This is a genomic window from Shewanella sp. A22 (assembly GCF_053850585.1).
Window position 1 is genome coordinate 26,802 of the sequence record NZ_JBSQBN010000003.1, and the last position, 22,136, is coordinate 48,937.

Below are 22,136 nucleotides of genomic sequence, written 5' to 3' on the forward strand. Positions count from 1 at the left end.
AATGCCCGTAGGTGTGAAAGGTCCTTTATTGATATAATGAGCCCTTACGAAGCCAGATATATCAAGGCCTCTAGTATAATTAGCAGTCTGAAGCTGTCTTTTCGCCGTAATACATCAAAATGACTACTTACAAAACGGCTTTTAATCGATGAAATCTCCCAACCAGTTTTTAACCTATATAAAATTCTACGCCCTCCTTTAGGAGTAACCTCTTCATAAAGGTCAAATAAGTTACTTGCCTGGATTAGTTTCATTAGTGAGTTATAACCGTACTTTTCTTTCATACCCACCAGCTCTTCTGGGGCATGTTGTTTAACGATATTTCCTGCGGTGCTTATTAGAGCCCATCCATCTTCTCGGCTCATCTGGGTAGCAATATCACCAAGCATCAGTACTAAACGACTTTGCCTTATAAACGATAGCTCAAGCTCTTTTCTGGCTTGCTCAGATTGTAAGTAAGAACCTAATTCCTCACGGCCTTTATGTAAAGCTTTAGCAATTGATTGCACATTGTTAATCTCTAGCCTAATCTTTTCCGCCTGCTCATCTACTTTATACTTAAATAAATCAATCGCGGTATTCAACCTTATACAATCGTTCCTTTAAATCATAAACTGCATTGATCAATATTTTTCCCCCTTTTATTACTTCCAGTTTGATTTGTTACTGACAATGAAGTCGAAGGTTCTGCGGAGACTGACTTTGAATAATCTGATCCCAATAATTTTCAAACCTATATTACTCCCCTGCTATAGTAACCTAATTAGATAAGGAGTATATAAATTCACCACAATTTGCCACCAGCATAATAGCCTAAGTTTAACCTAGGCCTTTTTGTCGTTCTTGTAAAAACCACTTTTAAAATCCATCCGGCAAGTAATGCCGCATCAATCAATAACATCCACTTTATTTAACTTTCATTCATAGCATAATCGGCTGATCTTTTGATCTTAGCCAGAAGCTGTGCTTTGTCATAAAAGGCAGTCAGTTATGGCAACAAAACCAAACCTGAATGACCACGTATCGCTACTATTTGAGCTGTATAATCGTATCCCTCGTTTAAGTAGAGTAACGGCAATTGAGCTGCAGCAGCAATTAGCTGATGTTGCTGTGGTGCGTGATATTCGAACAGTACAAAGAAACCTTGACGTATTGGTGCGTCACCTTAATGTTTATAAAGACACGCGAGACCGACCTTATGGTTATCATCGTGCATCTCTACCAATTAAAACATTTGGGCCACGAGAAAGTATGCTTCTTCAGCTTGCTGAAGGCTGGTTAACTCAAATTTTTCCTCTTGAATATAAATCAATTATCAACTCAATTTTTACCGAGATACATCAAGTAAAAACTCAATCTGCCTCTACCCAAAACGACAATCACCAACCCTATTCAGATGTTCAATCACAGTCACTCATTAAAAATTACAGCACAAAGTTTAATGCGGTCTTTGAACAACTGACATACGGCATCATTCAACAACAAATAGTGAATATTGTACTTGATGAGAGTGAACTAAGTATTGAACCATTAAGTTTGTGGATTCATAGCAATACACTTTTTATTGTCTTTCGATGCCTTGAGTATGATTACCAGCACATTGAAATAGAAAAAATTCAAGATGCCAACTTATCTACCTTTAACTTTAAATACCCTGATGACTTTAACCTCAAGAATTATCAAGACCAACACATCTCAAAATCAAACTTAGCAAGCAATTCTGCTAACCAGGCTCATCATGAGCCCATTCGATTTATTAATCTTTTGAACAATCAAAACAACAAATAACATCACACTCATACAACTAAAAGGAATCCGTATGAAAAATATAGTAAAAACAACTTTAGCTGTGGTAATTAGTGCCACCCTTACTGCCTGCGGTGGCGGCTCCGAAACCTCAACTACAGATAAATCACCAACCTCAACAACTCCTCCAATAGTCGAACTTACCAAAATCAAAGGCATGGCCATCGATGGTTATATTGTTGGTGCAACAATATTTATGGATTTAAACTTTAATGGTGCCCATGATGATGGTGAGCCATCAGCTGTGACCGTAGAGCCTACTGAAGATAATCCTAGTTGGATTATAGAAATTCCAGCAGTGCATGAGGATTGCGGTCAATACGTTCCATTAATTACGCATGTTCCTGTTGGCGCTATCGATTTAGATGACCCTGACAATCCAATAGCCGAGGCATATGACCTCGTCATTCCGCCAAGTTTTGCTTTGCAAACGGATGAAGACTTACTTAACGTAACGCCACTTACAACCGTAATTTGGAATTCGGTTGAGCAGGAGCTTTATGCTGGTGGTGCTGAACTGTCATGTGAATCAATCCTTGATAATCAACAATTACGTCAAGATATTGAACAGCGTCTCATTGCTCAAGGGATACGAGTAGCACAGCGTTACAACATAACTGTAGATTCGCTTTACAGTGATTATGTTGCTAACGGCAACTCTGACTTACATGGTCTAGCACGCTCTTTAGTACCAGGACTTGCTAAGTCTTATGCTGACACTGTTACACTGGAAAATGCCAATCCCAATGCCGACTACGTTTTCGTAGAATACTATTTTGATACGGAAAATGGCGGCGGTTTATCATCTAAAGCTTGGAGTCGCCGTGAGTTTATTCAGCAGAGCCCTGGTAACTGGGATGAAGCTGTTAATGCTATGAGTGGTGGCTTACAAAGCATCGGGGCTTTAATATACCGAAACCAGCAACGTACATCTAAATCAACTGGATTTGAAACAGAAGTAGCCATTAGTTTTAACAGTGGTCAGTGCACGATAACGGAATATTTCACTGAGTTTAATGGCGATTCTGGCTATGGACTTGCAAATGTTGCTGGCGCGACTGATTTAAGTTGGAACGAATGTTACAACCTAGACCGCTTAACAAATAACTCTTCTCAACTTTTTATTACTAAAACCTTCTACAGTGATGGTTCAACCGTGAAAACTCAGTCACAACATCAGTACCTTAAGGACAATGAATTCAAACTCACCGATATGATTGGCGCTAATGCAAATGACTTGAATGGTGGTGTATTAAGCGATGCTATGTCTCATCTCTCTTTAAGTTTCGAAGATAATTACGGTTACAATGCTGATACATGGGAGCGTCGAGATAATCGTTATGCCTCAGAAAACTTTTGGGAAGAAGACCAGGTCGTTCACATGCACAACTCTGTTGATGAGTACACTGTGACAACTTATCGTCCAGATGGTACACACAGCAAGCTTTGCGGCACATGGTCTGGTGGCGAATCTAGTTTGGTTGATTGTACTGAATAAAAACCACACTTTTACTTCTTGGGGGCTATTGCCCCTTATATCAAAAGGATTATCGATGAAATTAATAGCAGGCTTCTTGGTAGCCGCACTTGCGATTGGGCTTGGTATCTCTGCATTGTTCGGTATTAAAAGTTTACCTGTATGGCTATTTGTAATTGCCATTATTTTATTTAGTGGTAGCAAAAACAAAAAATAACTCAGTTTTAAATAAGGAACGTAACATGACTTTGATAAAGAAAATTATAGTCGGCTGGCTAGGCCTATGTGTAATAGCTGCCTTATGGGCAATGGCAACAGGTAATACATCAAAAGAAGCAGCTTTGCGTAATGAACTAGCTGATATGTGTGAAGATGCATTTGATGAGAATGAAGGGCTGCTCGAAGATAAATTTCTGGAGATGGGCACTAAAGCTAAACTAAAACTTAAAATTGAGTACGACGATGATATCGCCCCTAATATAGAAACTAAGCGTGGGATGAATCGTGAGCTGTTTGTTTCCTGCCAGCAAAAGTTGGTTTCTAATTATGATGAACTAGAGCCTTGGGCAATCATTGTTGTTAAAACTTCTAATGGCGATACATCCTACGAACTGACTGAGTATGATATTTACGATAACAAAGATCAGGTATGGTGGTCTGAAATGTAAGAAGCCTACAATTTGGGGAGAAATAGCTCAGACATCTCCCTGTTTTCTTTAATTTTAACATTAGTAACCAATCATTTTTAAATGCATATTATTCTATAAAAATAATTTTTAGTGTCTATTTGGTGATTTATATTAGTCCTTTAAGATCGGGCTTTAAGCTTACTTTCAACTGTTGATTTTGCCATTGGCGATAAAGCTTCCCATTGTAGTTTATGCACTCTAAGCCTTTTATTGAATCTTGTGATTCAAAAGTTACCAATATATTTAGTTGTGGCTCACGTAAGGCGACGATAGTGCTACTAATCGAAATTGTTTTTCTGTCATTAAGCTTTTCTAGCTCACTCAATAATAAGCCAATATGCAATAAATTCTCTAAAAAAAATGGCATAAGTACTCTGACAACAGCATCAATATCACTTGTTTTTTTTGTGCTTGATAAGATAGTTAATTCCAAAAATGTTTTAAATTGGCTAAGCACATTAGCTTTTATCTCGTTTGCATCATCCGCCTCACTATTATTCAAAACAGCTTCAAGTTTATTAAACTCTTCGATTTCACTAAGTACTTGCACGGCAAAGGCTGTCATTAAGCTATTGCAATAAGTGATCATTTTGTTTCTAGATGCGGTTAAATGTTCTTTCAGTTTATCCAGCGTGTCTAATCTTTGTTGATATTTTTCATCAATAGCTTTTGGGCCAACAGCTTCTTTCAGTGTGTCGATATAAACTATTTGTTCTATTAAATCAGCAGCGGGAAGTTTTAGTTTTTCACCGTATTGAAAGTTGATGCTTATGTTAGGTAGCAATTGGGTAGCACTTTTAGCTTCATATAGGGGATGAGTTAAAGCTATTTGATAAATGCTAGGTTGGATTCCAAAAAAACCAGAAAGCCCAGGAGTAACTTGGGTTATTAAACCCAAAGATCGCAAAATCTTCGTTAGACGTTGTATTTTAGCAACTTTAAACCCAACGATATTTGATAAGTTGCTTCTAGTTAACCCTAATACCACTCCATATTGGTTAGCTTGATTCAGCAATACACCTAACAGATGTACACAGTCATCGGTATTAACCGCATATCGCTTATCTTCTTCTGGCAATGTATGGTTTTCGTATAGCTTTTTTAAATTTGTTTTAAAGTCGTCACTTTGAATTTGAGCTATTAATTCTTGATGGGCTGAGTTGGTAGGTGCGAGTGAATTTACTAATTTAACGCCAGCTTCAGATATTTGATATCGATATTTTGCTACACCCTTATCCTTAAAGATATCTTCAACTTTTTTTTGAATAACTAAACCAGACTCAACTAATAACTTTAAGTATTTGCTAACCGTAGATGGTGGCATAGCAAAGTTATCAGCAATTGCTTTGTGAGGAACAGAGAAAGTAAGCCCCGGATAATGCGCTAATAATTTCCTTAAAAAGAGCAGAGGCTTCGCTCCTAAAGTGCTTTTTTTCATCATTACTTTTCTATAGTTAATATTCGATGTCCTAGCTACATAATGAAGTACTGGTGCTTAAAACACAAATAAACTATAGTTTATCTATGTTGCGTATTGATTTGCGTATTTGTACGCAGATTACTGGTGGTGGAATATGGTTGGAAACAGTAACAAACTATCCAAGTGGGATGAGGCTTGGTTAAGTGATAAAAATGAAGAGAAGTACGACTATGCTATTGAGTATATCCGAGCAAGGTGGCCTTTAGAGGTTGCTCAAAACATTCCACCAAATTGGAGTGATAGCAAACAAAACTCTGTTCATAATTTGTTTTGCAAGCTTATACAGGAAACTCAATTTGATACCCGAGGCATTATAAGAAGAACTAAAGAAGCATGGCGTAGGCATCATAAAGAATCTCTTAATAGGAGTTCCGGAAATTACACTAATGTTAAGTTAACTGACTCAGACAAAAACAAGATGAGGGTGTTAGCTGAAGAAGCTGGGTTATCATCAGTCAGTGATGTAGTGTCTTCTATTCTGAATAACGAACATAAAGAGCTGCTAGCCAATAAAAAACTAGACAGAGATATAGTTGCGAAAAGCAAAGCGGCAATGAAAGATAAAACAATGGTTTCTGGTTTGCTTAACAATACTAGACTACTAAAGCTAAAAAAAGAAAATCATAAATTGCAGCAAGAATTAGAAATTGCACAACAAAAACTGGTGACGATGACAGAGATGTTCTCACAGCAACTCATCACTCTTGAACGATACGAATCCAATGGTATTGACCCTTTATCTGATGAAGAATTAAAGCAAGCTAAAGAACTAGCTCAAAGTATGATTGCATCCTTTGAAGATGCTAGAAATAAAGCGACTAAAGTTGCTTAGTATTTAAATTAGGATGATGCTGCTTTTTTCTGTAAAATCTTTGAAAATGAAATTCTCACTTTATTTGTTGATGAAAGGAAGTTAAATGGCCCAGCATCCACCTCTTGCAATGTTTACGTCTAATGACGGTAAAACTCGCCTACAAATTCGTATGCAAGAGGACTCGCTTTGGTTAACGCAGAAACAAATTGCAGATCTATTTGAGCGTTCAAATAAAACAATCAGTGAACATATCAATAATATTTACGATGAAGGTGAGTTAGACCCCACTTCAACTATCCGGAAATTCCGGACAGTTGCCCTAGAAGGCGCAAGGGAAGTAGAAAGGCTGCTAGATCATTACAATTTAGAGGCGGTACTTTCTGTTGGTTACAGAGTTCGTTCGTCACGAGGTACACAGTTTAGGCAGTGGGCTAATCAAGTACTAAAAGAGTTTTTAATTAAAGGGTTCGCTATGGATGACGAACGCCTTAAAAACCCTGATAAAGATCTGAGTTCAGACTACTTTGATGAATTACTTGAACGCATTCGCGATATACGTGCTTCAGAGCGCAGATTTTATCAAAAAATCACTGACATTTACGCTACTGCAAGTGACTACAATAAAAATGCTCCTGAAAGTCAAAGCTTCTTCGCCACTGTTCAAAATAAGCTTCATTGGGCAATACATGGACATACGGCTGCTGAGCTAGTTAAAGAACGTGCTAATAGCGAGCTACCAAATATGGGCCTCAAGTCTTGGGGCGGTGAACGAGTTACTAAAAAAGATGTATCGGTAGCTAAAAACTATTTAACGCAAGAAGAGTTGAGTGAGTTAAACCAAATTGTCACTATGTACTTAGACTTTGCTGACTTACAAGCTAAGAAAAAAGTTCCTATGACAATGGCCCAGTGGGCGACTAAGCTGGATGCATTTTTAGAGTTTAACGATCAAAATGTATTAACCAATGCAGGAAAAATCTCACATAAAGTAGCCCAACAACTGGCTGAAAGTGAATACGAGAAATTTGTCGAAATACGCAGGGTTGAGCTGAAAAATGAAGTCAGCGATTTTGATGAGTTAGTTAATAAAGAAAAGCAATTAACTCAGAAAAAATAGTTCACCAAAGCGCTTTAAATAACAGTGGTGAGTTAATTGGTGAGTACCACTCTACATTCCGGCCAAATAAATTTGCAAGCACTTGATAAATAAAAACTAAGTTAAATATAAAAATATTCAGATCCAAAACGTTGAATAATGTTTTTGCGGTCACGCTAGAACATTAAAAACTCTATAAGCCTCAAATATTGAGGCTTTTTTGTTTGATCGCAGTTGTTGTCATATTTGTGGTGGGCAAGCAAAGTGATGGCAATAATCACAACAAATACAAACTGTCTCCAATAAGGCTGCCACTATATGGCGGCCTCTACTTCGTAGTAAGACACAATGCCACTCCTTATTAGATGCTGCACTTATAAAGTGCCGCCATAGGAGAAATGCCTTTAATTCAAGTCAATGCTGGGGATATTAGGGTTATCTTCAGAAAATTACTCAAAACAAACCAACAACTGCCAATGATGCGTTACTGTATTTGAAGTAGTTATTTAGGCACGGTAACAAGTTAGTGGACCTCAAACCTTACAACAAGCAATATGACTGTAGCTGAAGTTGCTGCAGTCGATACGACTATAAACGGAAGTGCTGAATTCGCTCTTCTAACTCTTTTGCTTGATCTGACAGCTGTTTGCTTGCTGTATTCGTTTGTGCAACTTTACCTTTAGATGTTTCCCCTAGCTCACGAATTTTTTCTATGTTGTCTCTAATTTGCAATGTATTTGTACTGTACTCTTCGGTCATGGAGGCATACTCAGAGTTCATATTATGTATCTGTTTGGTTGTGTCATTAATTTTTCTCAAAATAGTCTGAGCTTCGGAGCTTTTGTGATTAGTTTCTTCCGATATATCATTAATGGATGCAATACCATTAAACATTTCAGAGGCTAATGAGAGTATTTGGCTGTTCATATCTTGAACACGTTGTGTCGCTTCCTGAGTTCTACTCGCTAAATTACGTACCTCATCAGCAACGACGGCAAAACCACGTCCCTGATCTCCTGCCCTAGCCGCTTCAATTGACGCATTTAATGCAAGTAAATTAGTCTGTTCTGCAATGTCACGAATAACGGCAACTACATCAACAATACTTTTTGATTCAGATTTTAAATTTTCTGCGACAACGGATATGTCTTTTAGCTCACTGGATAGTTTTTCGATAAATATAATGGTTTCATCAACTTTTCGGTTTCCTTCCTCTGTATGCTGAGTCGCTTCATCGGCAAACACAGTTGTTGATTGTGCGGCTTGAGATATCCGTTCAATCATCTCAACCATACCTTGAATCGAGTCAGCCATTTCATTGATATACTCGTTTTCTTTGACCAAGGCATTATTACTTTCAATTGTGATGTCTTCTAGGTGGCTAGAAGACAAACGGGTATTATTGACTGACTTACCGATTGTCCCAATAACCTGCCTGAGCTCTTCTGCAAATTGATTAAAAAGCAAAAGTGTCTCACCAATTTCATCTTGGCTGTTGCTCTCGAGAGTAATGTTAAGATTACCGTTCGACACGGTCTGAATACCATTGGTTAACAATAAAATTTGGGTAGTTATCTTGCGCGTTATAAAGAATGTAAATGCTAAAGACGTGACTAACGCAATAAAAAATAGAGTGACATAAAGCTGGATCGCTCTGTCAGCCTTGACGATTTCATTACTAAGATTCATTTCAGTAGAGGCTTTAGTTTTGTCCAAAACAGATGAAGTTTCAGCATATAGCGCTTCAAAAGTTGTCCCAGCATTTTCAGCCATCATCGATGCCCCTGCCGCTTCAATTTCAGCCCATGTGATCGCTTCTGATATTTCAGCATGATATTTGTCGAAAAGCCCATAAATGGATTGATACTGTAAACCATCACCTTTAACAAGAAGTTCAAATTTTTCTTTTAATTTGATTACCTTTTCAGGAAGTGCTTTTAATTTTGGATAAACTATCCCTGCATCACTACCTAACATCAGAAAGTTGAAGCTTCGATAAATTTCACCATGGATAACTAAAAGCTGGTTAACGATAAGAGATATTTCGCTGTGTTTTTGCGAATCTGAACGAAGATTGGGAAAAGACTCTTCTTTCTGATTATTCAAAATCAAATAAGCGCTTATGGTCATAATGACGAGAAATAACAGAACAATTAACGGACTGAACAGTAACTTATATTTTACTTTCATAACGCACACCTATGGCTATGATAAAAGAGTTCTCATTACCAGTAATATTGGAAATGTAACCCTTTTATCATTTTTGTTGTTTATTCATCAAAGGTTCAAACAATCTCAACCGTAAACCGATAAGCACCCTTGGAAGCTTAAGTGATAAGCGTCAACATAATTGAAAGCTATTAAGCCTAGCTTATTTCATTCAATACAAGTGCTTGTTTATTTATTGATAAACACCAACAGCCACAAGCACATCCATGGAAGGGACCTTTTTGATGTGCGCTAGCTTTCTAGATAGCTTTTTTGTTTCTGAATGAGTCCACATATATTCAGTTTCAGCCTTTTCAGGGTTTGCTTTAGCCGCATCGATCATGTCTTTAACAAAAAAGTTGCCTTTTGGATCTTTTAAATTCATTACGTTGCGTCCATTTAACGCCCCTGTTCTTGCGTGCGTAAGCATCACACCATCGAAACTAATCACAAATACAAATAGTTCATCGGTTTGGTATGCGCCATTTCGATCCATAAAGTCGCTTTTAGCCTTTTCCACACCATTAGCTTCAATATGAGCGATAGCTTTATCAACAAGTTTCCATGCTTCATCCTCTTGAGTAGCAAACGCTCCTTGAACAGATAGGAAAAAAGTAATAAAAATAAATATAATCTTTTTAGTAGTTAAGTTCACAACATCACCTCTATTGAATAATTAATCGATAGCTTACAAATATAAACCTTGGCTTTATTAAGTTATCAGCAAATATTTCACACAAAAGCAACCTAATGAATACAAGTCTAGAACCTAACCGTTGTAAGTCAAACGGCAATCAATAATGGTGTGAGGGATACGAAATTTAGTGAGTAAAATCACTTAACGAAGAGGCTATTCATGTGATCTTTACCAAAAACGTTTGCGGGGATAGTTAGCTGACTCATTAGGTAAATCGTTTGTACTCACTGAATCAACTCGTGGTGATAGCTTTAGAGGCAAGCCACAGCCCTATAAAAAGGGGAATTACACTTTTGACCATTACTCTTCTTTGGCGTCATCACTCAATTATGTGTACTGCGTATAATTAACCACTAAAAAAATGTTATCCATGTAAGATATTTTCAAATTTAGTTAACTACTTCAAAAAATGAAAACTCAAAAACGTTACCATTATAAATGCATTTGCAACTGAGTTGCACATTAGATATGAGGTATAACTAAATGAAAGGCTTACGACGCCTGCTTAACAATATATCAGTAGCCAATAAGCTAAGATTGGGTTTTGGTACACTCCTATTATTGGTATTGATTGTTGCAGCGATAGGATATTGGAGTCTTATCTCGATAGGTAATGACACAAAAAAATTAGAATCCATTGCCACTATAGACAACACGTTACTGGCAGCAAAAGCAACCCGAATGGAATTCATAAGTAACGGCGACACAACAAAATTAGATGAATTACATAGACTAATTGAGGAAGTACGAAATAATCTTCAGCAACATCTAGTTCATGTAAGCGATATCAAAGGCAGAAAGCTATTACAGCAATCATTGGTTATGATTAAAAATTACAATCATGCGATTGAACAATTTGAAAAAGTATTCCAGCAGAAACAAGCTCTCAAAGTCACCGGAGCTGAGGTCGGTGACAAGTTAGTAACCGCTTACACTCAGCTAGTCGACCAAATGACAAATAAAGCACAGGAAACAAATGATACAGCATTACTTCACGAAGCCTTTAGCGTCAGCCAGCAAATGACTATGCTGCGTTACTATATGCGAGGTTATGTTTATGATGCCAATGATAGAAATTTGGCTACCGTCAAAAATGCAATTGCCATTTTATTGCAAAAAACTATCACACTGACAGACGAAAATAATACCGAAGCCATACAGATATTAAAGACTTATGAGCGCGATCTCGATGCATTAGTTGTTGTAAACCAAAATATAAATAGTGCTGATAAATCTATGACACAAGCGGCAAAATCTCTAATGGCTAACATTCAGTCGATGATTAGCGATCTGAGCATTAAACGCGAGCAAGCCAACAGTCACGCAAAAACAGAGGTCATTGTTATTGTCATCATAGCGTTTTTAGTAGGACAATTTCTTACTTGGTTTATAACTAGTCTGATTGTCGACCCACTAAAGCTAATTCTTGTGACGGCAAAAACAATTGCCACAGGAGATTTGAGTAAAAATATTAGCTCTGATCGCAAAGATGAGATGGGTGAATTGTTACGTGCAATAGGTGACATGAATAGCACCCTAAAAGAAGTGTTAATCCAAATAGATGATAGCGTAGTACAGCTGGCATCTTCTGCAGAACAACTGTCTGCAGTAACTGAACAAAATAGCTCTGGGATGCAAAATCAGCGTAGTGAAACTGATCAAGTAGCAGTTGCCATTAATGAAATGGTGGCGACCGTACAAGAGGTGTCTATCAGCGCTGAAACAGCAGCCTTAGCAGCAAAAGAAGCCGATGTAACCACCGAAACTGGCCATAAAAAAGTTGTAGAAGCTGTAAGCCAAATAGAACTACTAGCGAAAGAAATTACTTCGGCCGCAAAAGCTATGGAGCGATTACAATCTGAGAGTGACAGTATTGGCTCTGTTCTAGATGTCATAAAATCAATTGCAGATCAAACTAACCTATTGGCATTAAATGCAGCTATCGAAGCTGCAAGAGCTGGCGAAGCTGGCCGAGGGTTTGCGGTAGTAGCAGATGAAGTTAGAAGTTTGGCTAGCCGGACTCAATCCTCTACAAAAGAAATTGAAGATCTAATTATAAATCTACAACAAGGGACATTAGAGTCGGTACACATGATGGCTAAAAGCCGTACTTTAAGCGATGATGCTGTTTCATTATCGCAAGAATCAGGACTTATGTTAGCTGATATTGCGACAGCCGTTAACCGTATTCAAGACATGACTCATCAAATAGCTGCCGCATCCGAACAACAAAATTCCGTTGCAGAAGATATTAACAAAAGTGTGGTAAGAGTACGCGATATTGCAGAGCAAACCGCAGAAGGAGCAGAAGAAACAGCCCATTCAGCAGAAGAGCTCGCAGACCTTGGAGTTACATTAAAAGGATTATTAGGACGTTTTAAATTATAGGGTTCATCACGAGATTAGCGTCGCTGAAATATATTTACGGCGCTAATACTTATAATAGAGTCATATTCAATTCATTTACTTATGACTATGCTTATCGATTCAGAGTGTCTCAAGTTTACTCAAATTCAAGGCTTGTGATGTAGAAATGCTTGAAACGTCGCTTCCCGCGTACGAGTTAGTGACGAGGAATCAATCGAGGTAAACTCTGTTTATCACCTCCTCTATAACCATCAAAAAACTTTTAACGCCATAAAAATCCGGATATTTTTTTACCAAACAACAACCCAGAATACACTTTTTGAACATGATAAGTGTGAGCCGCCGCCGCACCAAAACACACATGCAAAGGCAATAAATGCTCCTCCCTACGATGACAATCTCTCGCTGAAGGTGCTGAGTGCCAATTGATGAGTCTGGTCTTTGTGGCTTCAGCTGGAGAAGATACTAGGGTTTCTGTTAACCAATCATCAAACTCAACACTATGTTCAAAGGTTCCATTGTGGGCATGATACGACATTCCAGAGCCAATAATTAACACTCCTTGCTCACGTAGCAAAGCTATCGCTTGTCCTAATTCAATATGTTTTGCAGGATCTAAAGAGTTCAATAACGATAATTGTACTACGGGAATATTTGCGTTTGGATACATCATCATTAACGGTACAAATGTACCATGGTCATAACCACGAGTGTCGTCTAAAACATACTCTATATTGTGCGACCTTAATAACTCAGCAACAGAATGAGCTAACGCAACATTTCCTGTCGCTGCGTATTCATATTCATAACATTCAGGTGGAAATCCACCATAATCGTAAATCATCTTAGGATGGGAAGATGATGAGATGGCAACAATATGGCTTTCCCAATGAGCACTTATCATTAAAATGGCTTTTGGATTTGGTAGTACTTCTGGCACACTTTTTAAAAAGTTGATCAAATCTTTATGACCAGGTTCGCCCAAAATAGGTAAAGGCCCACCCCCATGGGGTAAATATAAAACCGGCATTAACGTGTTTTCATCAATATTATTAAATTCAGTCATCAAAAATACCTTTCTAGCGAGTAATATCGTGATAATGTCATCGTATACATGACACCGCTGCAAAACATTAGAGTTTGATTTAACACGCTAATAGGCATTCTTAGACAAAAACCAAGCGCTAGCACTTGGCCCTTTATTGACTCAGAAATACGACTTTGCGTTAATCTTGTATCTATGATGAAGAGACTTGAGCGTTTTGATCTTGTTTCTTCGCTCGTAAAATACTGTCTTTTTTGCGAGTAAAGAAAATGACAATAGAAAAAACAAATAGTAAGGCTGCTGCAGGTAAACCTTGTAGATCATATTGAATGTGATAATAAATAGCGCCAATCATGATAATCCCTAGCCCCATTGCAGCTACTGCGCTAAACCGCTTTATAAAGAGCCCAATAGCACCAGCAAGCTCACATACTCCAATGAAGTAACCGAAGAATACTGGCAAACCAAGCGTTGCAAATGATTGGTGCATCATTTCAACACCCATTAATTTTCCGATTCCACCAGCAAAAAAAGCTAACGCTGATAATATAATGATGCTCCAGAGTCCGTATTTTTTAAATTTATTCATAAGTCACTTGTATGGGTAGTGGTTGGTTTTAAAGATTATAGGGCAAGGATACTTAATTAAAATTGATTGTATTTCATGTAGTACTTAACTTTAGGTTATATTCAAGCAAGCAAATATATGAGTCTATCAGCAGCGAGGATACCCCATGACATTAGCGCAATTAACGATGCTAAAAGCAGTGATTCAAGAAGGTTCATTGCAAGGCGCGAGTCAACGACTGTTTAAAACTCAACCCGCTATTAGTAAGGGTTTACAACAACTAGAGTCAGCTTTAGGGATCACCTTATTAGACCGTTCAGGCCATAAATTGAAACTCACTCAACAAGGGGAACTCATTTATCAAAAAGCTCTTATGCTGCTTGAACAGAGTGATCAGCTAAGTCAAATGGCAAAGCATTATAAAACCGGTTATGAAGCCAAGGTTGTCATTGCAGTGGACGCAATGTTTGATTTAGAAAAGTTAGTACCAATATTTGAACATATTCAAAATGAATTTCCGCAAACACAAATTATTTTGAAGCAAGAATTTATCACTGGCGGTATTGATTCTGTTGTGAATAAAAGATCGCAATTAGCGATATCGGCCTCAGAAGCGAATTTTTTGAAGAATTTCAAATTAGTGACTCAACACATAAACACCCAAAGTATTGTTAATGTTGCCGCACCAAAGATGATATCAAGACATAACGTTCTGACTGAACAATCCCAATTAAAAGATGAGTATCAAATTATCGTACAAGACTCAGGAAGCTTAACCCAAAATGTCGAACTTGATGTGCTAATAGGCCAAAGAAAGTGGTATGTAAATGATTTTCATAGTAAACGAACTTTGTGCTTAAGTGGAATTGGCTGGGGACGTTTACCCTATTCCATGGTAAAACAAGATATTGAAAATGGTAGACTTATTCCGTTTGAGCTTGTCGATAGCAAAATGGAAATTGAAGTTAACAGTTATGTAATGAAGTTAAAAGGCCAAGTGTTAGGGCCCGTTGCAAATAAGTTATGGGACCAAATTAGTCTGTTAAAGCACCAACCAGTAGTCTCCCTTCCGTCGTTATAAATTGGTACAAGGTTGCTACGATTTTAAGAATTAATGATGTTGTACATCCTTTATCACATTATGCAGAGCAAGGCCCTGCATAATGTTTATAAATGAGCATTAACGAGCTCAAGTGTCCAGTGGCAAAAATCAAATATTGATTAGCGCAATAACAACAATGGAATCTTGCTTTTGCTGATCATTTTGGTGGTATTGCTACCGACAAAAAATTCACGAATACGTGAGTGACCGTAAGCCCCCATGACCATAAGATCAATTTTATGTGTCGATTGGTAAGCCTCTAAAGCGTTTTGAACGTCGCCTTGGCAGACTGCACTGACCACGTTAAAGTCAGCTTCGTTTAGCGTTTCGACTGCTAATGCCAATTCGGCTTCAGCCTGAGATTGATTGTCTGACACCATAACCAGATGACAATCCAACCCTTTAAGTAATGGGCTAACTGCGACGCGGCTAAGGGCTTTTTTTGCGGTGGCACTACCATCATAAGCAAAAACAAATCTCTTTGGTGTCGTAAACTCGGCCATAACGACCAATATCGGCTGCTTAAGCGTGCGGATTACACTTTCTAAGTGGCTACCAATAGCTTGGTCTTGATGTTGCTCACCTTGACGCCCCATCACAACCAATCTTGCATTTGCTTCTTGCTCTAACAAGGTTTCAACCAAATCACCATGACGCTGTAATATATCAACTGTTGCAGCAGGTTGTTGGTCAACAACACGCATTTTAGCATCTTGAAGCATATACTTGCCTTGCTCGAGTGCCAATTTGCTCCTGCGTCCATCCAGCTCAACCATTTCATCAAGCAAGTGCTCACGCGTGCCTAAACCAATATTTCCCGATAAATTGAGTTCGGTTGGATAGACTGATTTATCTAATACATGTAATAAGGTCACTGGGGCACTTAATTGCATAGCAGCCCATCCACTGGCATCACATACGGCCAAAGTCGCTTTTGAACCGTCGATACAGGCAATCACATTTGTCATCATTATTCTCCTTTTATTGTGTTGCTCAGGGTTAGTGACCAGCCATCATTTTTTCAACTTCTTCCGGCTTATCGTGCACACCGAATTTGTCAACAATGGTGGCACTGGCCTCATTAAGACCGATCAAGTCAACCTCTGTACCATCACGACGGAACTTAATTACCACTTTATCGAGTGACGATACCGCAGTAATATCCCAAAAATGCGCCTGAGACAAATCGATAGTGACCTTATCAACCACTTCTTTAAAATCAAATGAGTTACTGAACTTATCCGCCGAAGCGAAAAAGACTTGACCAATAATTTGATAATGACGGCCTGTTTCTACCGTGATATCTGAACTTTTAACCACCATGAATCGGCCGACTTTATTGGCAAAGAATAACGATGCCAATAACACCCCTACAAATACCCCAATCGCGAGGTTATGGGTAGCAACAACCACCACAACCGTGGCCACCATCACAAGGTTAGTCGACATTGGGTGATGTTTAAGATTACGGATTGAATCCCAAGAGAAGGTACCAATAGATACCATGATCATTACCGCAACCAATGCCGCCATAGGAATAAGCTTTAACCATTCACCGAGAAATACGATCAAGATAAGCAAAAAGACACCCGCCGAGAATGTTGATAAACGTCCGCGACCACCAGATTTAACATTGATAATAGATTGACCAATCATGGCACAACCAGCCATACCGCCCATTAAACCCGCACCAATATTGGCAATACCTTGGCCTTTACACTCACGGTTCTTATCACTTGGGGTATCGGTTAAGTCATCAACAATTGTGGCTGTCATCATCGATTCCAATAAACCCACTACGGCAAGACCCGCTGAATAAGGGAAGATGATCATTAAGGTTTCAAGGGTTAATGGCACTTCAGGCCATAGGAAAATAGGCAAGGTGTCAGGCAGCTGGCCCATATCACCTACGGTGCGGATATCGATACCCATAAACACCGCAAAAATGGTCAGCCCAACAATACACACTAAAGGCGAAGGCAAGGATTTACCAATAACAGGAATTAATGGGAATAAATAGATAATGCCAAGCCCTGCTGCGGTCATGGCGTACACATGCCAAGTCACATCAATTAATTCTGGCACTTGAGCCATAAAGATTAAAATAGCCAAGGCATTTACAAAGCCTGTCACCACTGAGCGCGAAACAAAACGCATCAAATTACCTAGCTTTAAGTAACCAGCAACAATTTGCAGCACACCCGTTAATAAGGTTGCCGCGAGTAAGTATTCAAGCCCGTGCTCTCTAACCAAGGTCACCATTAACAGTGCCATAGCACCTGTTGCAGCAGAGATCATCCCTGGACGGCCACCAGTAAAGGCAATCACAACCGCAATACAAAACGAAGCATATAGGCCGACTTTAGGGTCTACCCCTGCAATAATAGAAAAGGCTATCGCCTCTGGGATTAGCGCCAGTGCAACCACAATACCGGCTAACAGATCTCCGCGTATGTTGGAGAACCACTCTTTCTTCATGGTTTGTATCATGTTATTCACTCTGTTTAAAATTAGTCATTTATTCCAACAACATCCGTCAACGCTAGACATATACATCTGCGTACACCTACTAAGATTTTGATTCGTCAAACGACGAGATGCTATTGAGATTATGGGGTAAAGCAAAACAACCACCAAGCAGGTAGCCACTACAGATGGATCGTAGTGATCCAAGAAGGAAGGATTAACTAATGCGGCTTAATGTTCATTATAAAAAATAACCTCGTTAAACGCTAAAAAGCGTAAGGTTTGGTTTTAAATTATACAAGTACAACCTAAAACAGCGCAGAAGAATAGCGCTGAACGGGTTAAAAGTCAAAATGCCTAACCCCAAACAATTCAATCTACAGTGAGTTGAATTGCGTAGGTGATAACAAAAAGCAATATTGTCACTCTTTTAGATCGCTAATAGAAACGGTTTTATTGTTCATTATCAAAGCCGTTTTTATCCGTTCAACGTCAGTCCGCTTAACCATCATCTTTTCAATAATCATTTTTCAATAAGCAGTAGTAATTCAACCACACAAAATAAACAACAATACTTAAGAGGTGTTAGATAATAAAGAAAATGGATGTTACGGCACTAAACCAAATCATTGAGCGTCATCATTTTGAGCCCCCGTATAGCCATGGCCTTCGGGGGAATCGTTAATTGTGAAAAATAACCAACAATGGTTACTCAGGTATCGTTAATACAATTTTACCAACATGTTTCTTTTTCAAGAACACGTCTTGGGCCTGAACGATCGCCTCTAGCGGAAAGGTTTGCGCCACAATGGGATTGATTTTCCCTTGTTCAATACAATGAACTAAGTTTTGAAAAACGTTAGGTTCAAGCACGGTGCAGCCGAAAAAGCTTAAGTCTTTTAGATAAAGAGTTCTGATGTCTAACTCAACTATGGCGCCGCCAATCGCACCCGACACGGCATATCTTCCGCCTGGTGTTAATACTTGTAAAAACTGCGGCCATTGTGGGCCAGCAACCAGATCGATGACAACATCAATACTGTTTTCACCTAATGTGTCAACAAAATCAGCATCTCGCGATATGACTTGATCAGCCCCTAGATCCAACAATTGCTGATTTTTACTTGGGCTAGTAATCGCGATTACCCGCGCTCCGCGAGCTTTGGCAAGTTGAATAGCAGCAGAACCAACACCACCAGAAGCACCCGAGATCAACACTCGGTCTTGGGCTGTTACGTTAGCCCGAGTAAGCATATTTTCGGCGGTTGAGTAAGAGCACGGAAATGAAGCCAGTTCTATATCAGACAAAGCGCTGTTCACTGCATATGCATGTTTGGCTGCTATAACAGTGTATTGAGCAAATCCACCGTCACACTCAGAGCCATTATACCAAGGAGATTCAAGTGCCTCGCCATTAGCTTCACGAATACAAGGTTCAATTAGTACACGTTCACCAATCCGTGCAGCACTGACATTCTCGCCCACAGCAACAATCACACCACAGACGTCGGCACCTTGAATACGAGGAAAAACCAGCGCATTACCAGACCAGCTTGCGTCGGTGTCACCGCCATCATTTTTTGAATACCATGCAATTCGAGTATTGATATCAGTATTATTAACCCCCGCGGCATGAACCCGAATAAGCACTTCATTTTCTCTGGGTAGCGGCACGGCAATATCATCTCGGTATTGGAGTACTTCTGGGCCGCCATGGCCGGTCAGTAGAACGCCTTTCATTGTTTTGGGGATCATCATATTCATTGTTCCTGTTTAAAAAATTGTAGTACGGTTTTTTGAGCAGATATTACCGCCTCTGTACCTAATACTGGCCATGCGCTAGATACCCCTTCGTGCAATATAAAAAGGGCTGTAGCAAGATCTTCTCTGTTGCTTTGTTGACCTAACATATGACGAACTTCGGCTTTGTGCTCTTTTACGGCTTTACTAATAAGCGCGTTGTCGGGAAAGGCTGCAATGGCATTCATTGAGAGGCACCCATGCGGGGCACTTTCTGTCATCCATAGCTCGAGCATTTGAAAAATATGTATGACGGATTCGATGCCTTTACGGGGATTGTCGTTAAGCAAAAAAGCCAGATATCTTTGGTGTCTGTACTCTAGCGCCGCAACGATCATAGCTTCTTTTGATGGGTAATGTTTATAGAGTGTACGTAAGCTGACATTACATGCCGCTTTCAATTGAGCCACGCTCGGCTCAGCAAATCCGTGGGTGCTAAAAGCCTGTTCAAGGCTCGCCGCAATTTGATGTTTTAACATAACAACCATTAAGTAGAACAAGTATTCTACTTACAAGGTAGAGCACTTGTTCTACCTTGTCAAATTTACAGCCATTATCATATTGATTTAAAGTATCAGCGCATCTCTATAATGTTTAATAGCGAATATGACGCTCCAGTTGTAACAGTATCTGCTGGTTTTTACTGGCCAGAGGGCAGCAAACCCGATCACGGTTTCTTATTTGAAATAAGTGCGCTCAGTCACAAATTTGTGCATTTTGCACTATCAAATCATGACCAAAGAGTTAAATGTGTAAAATAATCGTTTAAGTATTGTTCTAATTAAGATTTATTTAATAATTCCCAGGTCTTCCTAGCGTGATTTACTTCCAATTACTAGCCCCTTATTGTTATTCTCCTGCCAATGATAATTACTAGCTGGATCTGTTGATTCAACTGCCCACTCCTTTGAGCTCAACCGGAAACGTTTGTTGAACCTAACCCTTTGCCAATACCTTGTTAAGCCGCTTAATCGCGTCGCAAGGCTTTCCAAATTAAGTAAAACACATTTAACCCTGTGTTTCGGGTTACTGTTGCTGCAACCTTTGGCAGATTCATTGTCTATGTCGATGGGACACTTCATCGACATCAGTGAATTTATTGCCGTTATTGACACCTTATTAGCTGAAATTATGGGCGCTAGCTTACTGGGCCTGTTGATATTAAATCCATTGGTTATCCAGCAATTTTGGCGTTTATTCAACCTCAATTCTACATTTTGTAATCTCCTTGCACTTAGTTACGCGTTAAGTGCCTTATCTGTTGTTGTCCCTAAATCTCTTGAATACACGGCACACGGTTGCCGCGCCCCACCTCTACAAGCTTAAATTTTTTAATTTAAATACATCATTCGCAAAAACGATATTGCCTTAAGCGCTTCGCCAAAATCATTAATAGTTGATTTGGGTTAGTCCTTGGGTGAGGTTATTTGCGTTCGATGATTATTCTGCAACTGCCGATCCCCCCTATTGGCAGGGTAGTAAGCTTTTAAGGTGAGAGGAATCTTCCTTTGTTAATTCGAAATTTAAGTAAACTAGCGCTGGCTGCATTAGCATTTATGCTCGCGGGTTGTGAAGGCGGCGTGCTGGATCCCAAAGGCCAGATAGGCATAGATGAGAAGCATCTCATTATTGTGGCGACATTGCTGATGCTGATTGTGGTCATTCCAGTCATTTTCATGACTTTGTATTTTGCATGGAAATATCGTGATGGCCGCGATGAAGAAATTTATGCGCCAAAATGGGCACACTCTACCGCGATTGAAGTTGTCGTGTGGGTCATTCCAATTGTTATTGTGATCATTTTGGGTGTTATCACTTGGAATTCGACTCATGATTTAGATCCCTATAAACCGCTAGTGCATGACGCTAAACCCGTTACCGTAGAAGTGGTGTCACTGGATTGGAAGTGGTTATTTATCTATCCAGAATATGGCATTGCGTCGGTTAACGAATTGGCCTTCCCTGCCAATGTTCCAGTTAATTTCAAAATCACTTCAGATACGGCGATGAATTCATTTTTCATTCCGCAGTTAGGCAGCCAAATATACTCAATGGCAGGCATGGCAACCAAGCTACACCTCATTGCCAATGAGCCGGGTACCTTTGAAGGTATTTCAGCTAACTACAGTGGTGCTGGTTTTGCTGGTATGAAGTTTAACGCCATTGCAACGGCAACTGCTGGTGATTTTGATGCCTGGGTTGCTAAGGTAAAACAACAAGGTAACACCTTAGACGTTGAACAATATAAGCAGCTGGCTGAAAAAAGCGAAAACAACCCTGTTCAATATTATGGGACAGTGCAACACGGCATGTTTAATTACATTGTTATGCAGTACATGCATCCAGACTCGAACATGAAATCAATGGGCAATATGGAATCAATGTCTGGTATGGATCATACCCAGTATATGCAAAACATGGAGCACATGACTGACACAGACGCTGAACCACATTCTAGACAATCCCCTACACACTCAACCACAGAGCATTCTTCAATTGCTTCTGGGGAGGCGAAGTAATC

Annotated in this window: 20 protein-coding genes; 10 read left to right on the forward strand and 10 right to left on the reverse strand. The window is 39.2% G+C overall.

What is annotated here, in order from left to right:
• Positions 1-44: 44 nt before the first annotated feature.
• Positions 45-584: an OST-HTH/LOTUS domain-containing protein gene (locus tag ACWXWT_RS01220; protein WP_456039801.1), complete on the reverse strand. Its 540-nt coding sequence runs from the start codon at positions 582-584 to the stop codon at positions 45-47.
• 406 nt (positions 585-990) lie between these two features.
• On the opposite strand from ACWXWT_RS01220, the gene ACWXWT_RS01225 reads away from it, so the two are divergent.
• From ACWXWT_RS01225 to ACWXWT_RS01240, 4 genes are read left to right on the forward strand one after another with little or no spacing between them, the layout of a single operon-like run.
• Positions 991-1,788 carry a hypothetical protein gene (locus ACWXWT_RS01225; RefSeq protein ID WP_456039802.1) on the forward strand — a complete coding sequence of 266 codons (798 nt, stop codon included), beginning with the start codon at positions 991-993 and terminating at the stop codon, positions 1,786-1,788.
• A gap of 31 nt (positions 1,789-1,819) precedes the next feature.
• Positions 1,820-3,304 carry a hypothetical protein gene (locus ACWXWT_RS01230; protein WP_456039803.1) on the forward strand — a complete coding sequence of 495 codons (1,485 nt, stop codon included), beginning with the start codon at positions 1,820-1,822 and terminating at the stop codon, positions 3,302-3,304.
• 55 nt (positions 3,305-3,359) lie between these two features.
• Positions 3,360-3,500, forward strand: coding sequence for a hypothetical protein (locus ACWXWT_RS01235; protein WP_456039804.1), 141 nt, complete (start codon positions 3,360-3,362; stop codon positions 3,498-3,500).
• Positions 3,501-3,525: 25 nt separating this feature from the next.
• Positions 3,526-3,951 (forward strand): hypothetical protein, encoded by a 426-nt coding sequence (locus tag ACWXWT_RS01240; protein WP_456039805.1) that lies wholly within the window; start codon positions 3,526-3,528, stop codon positions 3,949-3,951.
• Between the two features lie 127 nt (positions 3,952-4,078).
• Here ACWXWT_RS01240 and ACWXWT_RS01245 read toward each other — a convergent pair whose 3' ends face one another.
• Complete coding sequence (locus tag ACWXWT_RS01245; protein WP_456039806.1) at positions 4,079-5,413, reverse strand: hypothetical protein; 1,335 nt, start codon at positions 5,411-5,413, stop codon at positions 4,079-4,081.
• Between the two features lie 133 nt (positions 5,414-5,546).
• On the opposite strand from ACWXWT_RS01245, the gene ACWXWT_RS01250 reads away from it, so the two are divergent.
• Positions 5,547-6,284, forward strand: a complete 738-nt coding sequence (locus tag ACWXWT_RS01250; RefSeq protein ID WP_456039807.1) for a hypothetical protein — start codon at positions 5,547-5,549, stop codon at positions 6,282-6,284.
• 85 nt (positions 6,285-6,369) lie between these two features.
• On the forward strand, positions 6,370-7,383 hold the full coding sequence (locus tag ACWXWT_RS01255) for a virulence RhuM family protein (protein WP_456039808.1): 1,014 nt from the start codon (positions 6,370-6,372) through the stop codon (positions 7,381-7,383).
• 567 nt (positions 7,384-7,950) lie between these two features.
• On the opposite strand, the gene ACWXWT_RS01260 is transcribed toward ACWXWT_RS01255, so the two are convergent.
• Positions 7,951-9,552: a methyl-accepting chemotaxis protein gene (locus ACWXWT_RS01260; protein ID WP_456039809.1), complete on the reverse strand. Its 1,602-nt coding sequence runs from the start codon at positions 9,550-9,552 to the stop codon at positions 7,951-7,953.
• A 211-nt stretch (positions 9,553-9,763) separates the two neighbouring features.
• Positions 9,764-10,225 carry a cache domain-containing protein gene (locus ACWXWT_RS01265; RefSeq protein ID WP_456039810.1) on the reverse strand — a complete coding sequence of 154 codons (462 nt, stop codon included), beginning with the start codon at positions 10,223-10,225 and terminating at the stop codon, positions 9,764-9,766.
• Positions 10,226-10,750: 525 nt separating this feature from the next.
• Between ACWXWT_RS01265 and ACWXWT_RS01270 the strand changes: the two genes are divergently transcribed.
• Entirely contained in the window at positions 10,751-12,655 is a 1,905-nt protein-coding gene (locus ACWXWT_RS01270) for a methyl-accepting chemotaxis protein (protein WP_456039811.1), read from the forward strand.
• Between the two features lie 241 nt (positions 12,656-12,896).
• Here ACWXWT_RS01270 and ACWXWT_RS01275 read toward each other — a convergent pair whose 3' ends face one another.
• A complete protein-coding gene (locus tag ACWXWT_RS01275) occupies positions 12,897-13,700 on the reverse strand; it encodes a DODA-type extradiol aromatic ring-opening family dioxygenase (RefSeq protein ID WP_456039812.1) in 804 nt (267 codons plus the stop codon).
• Between the two features lie 172 nt (positions 13,701-13,872).
• Entirely contained in the window at positions 13,873-14,268 is a 396-nt protein-coding gene (locus ACWXWT_RS01280; RefSeq protein ID WP_456039813.1) for a DoxX family protein, read from the reverse strand.
• A gap of 145 nt (positions 14,269-14,413) precedes the next feature.
• Here ACWXWT_RS01280 and ACWXWT_RS01285 point away from each other — a divergent pair, with 145 nt between their 5' ends.
• Positions 14,414-15,328: a LysR family transcriptional regulator gene (locus ACWXWT_RS01285; RefSeq protein WP_456039814.1), complete on the forward strand. Its 915-nt coding sequence runs from the start codon at positions 14,414-14,416 to the stop codon at positions 15,326-15,328.
• 140 nt (positions 15,329-15,468) lie between these two features.
• Here ACWXWT_RS01285 and ACWXWT_RS01290 read toward each other — a convergent pair whose 3' ends face one another.
• The 4 genes from ACWXWT_RS01290 to ACWXWT_RS01305 all read right to left on the reverse strand — a co-directional run bounded on the left by ACWXWT_RS01290 (position 15,469) and on the right by ACWXWT_RS01305 (position 20,094).
• Positions 15,469-16,320, reverse strand: coding sequence for a universal stress protein (locus ACWXWT_RS01290; protein ID WP_456039815.1), 852 nt, complete (start codon positions 16,318-16,320; stop codon positions 15,469-15,471).
• Positions 16,321-16,348: 28 nt separating this feature from the next.
• Positions 16,349-17,839 (reverse strand): SulP family inorganic anion transporter, encoded by a 1,491-nt coding sequence (locus ACWXWT_RS01295; protein WP_456039816.1) that lies wholly within the window; start codon positions 17,837-17,839, stop codon positions 16,349-16,351.
• Positions 17,840-18,523: 684 nt separating this feature from the next.
• On the reverse strand, positions 18,524-19,573 hold the full coding sequence (locus ACWXWT_RS01300) for an alcohol dehydrogenase family protein (RefSeq protein ID WP_456039817.1): 1,050 nt from the start codon (positions 19,571-19,573) through the stop codon (positions 18,524-18,526).
• Positions 19,574-19,575: 2 nt separating this feature from the next.
• A complete protein-coding gene (locus ACWXWT_RS01305) occupies positions 19,576-20,094 on the reverse strand; it encodes a TetR/AcrR family transcriptional regulator (RefSeq protein WP_456039818.1) in 519 nt (172 codons plus the stop codon).
• A 448-nt stretch (positions 20,095-20,542) separates the two neighbouring features.
• On the opposite strand from ACWXWT_RS01305, the gene ACWXWT_RS01310 reads away from it, so the two are divergent.
• On the forward strand, positions 20,543-20,941 hold the full coding sequence (locus ACWXWT_RS01310) for a hypothetical protein (protein WP_456039819.1): 399 nt from the start codon (positions 20,543-20,545) through the stop codon (positions 20,939-20,941).
• Positions 20,942-21,123: 182 nt separating this feature from the next.
• Complete coding sequence (gene cyoA / locus ACWXWT_RS01315; RefSeq protein ID WP_456039820.1) at positions 21,124-22,134, forward strand: ubiquinol oxidase subunit II; 1,011 nt, start codon at positions 21,124-21,126, stop codon at positions 22,132-22,134.
• The last annotated feature ends 2 nt before the right edge of the window (positions 22,135-22,136 follow it).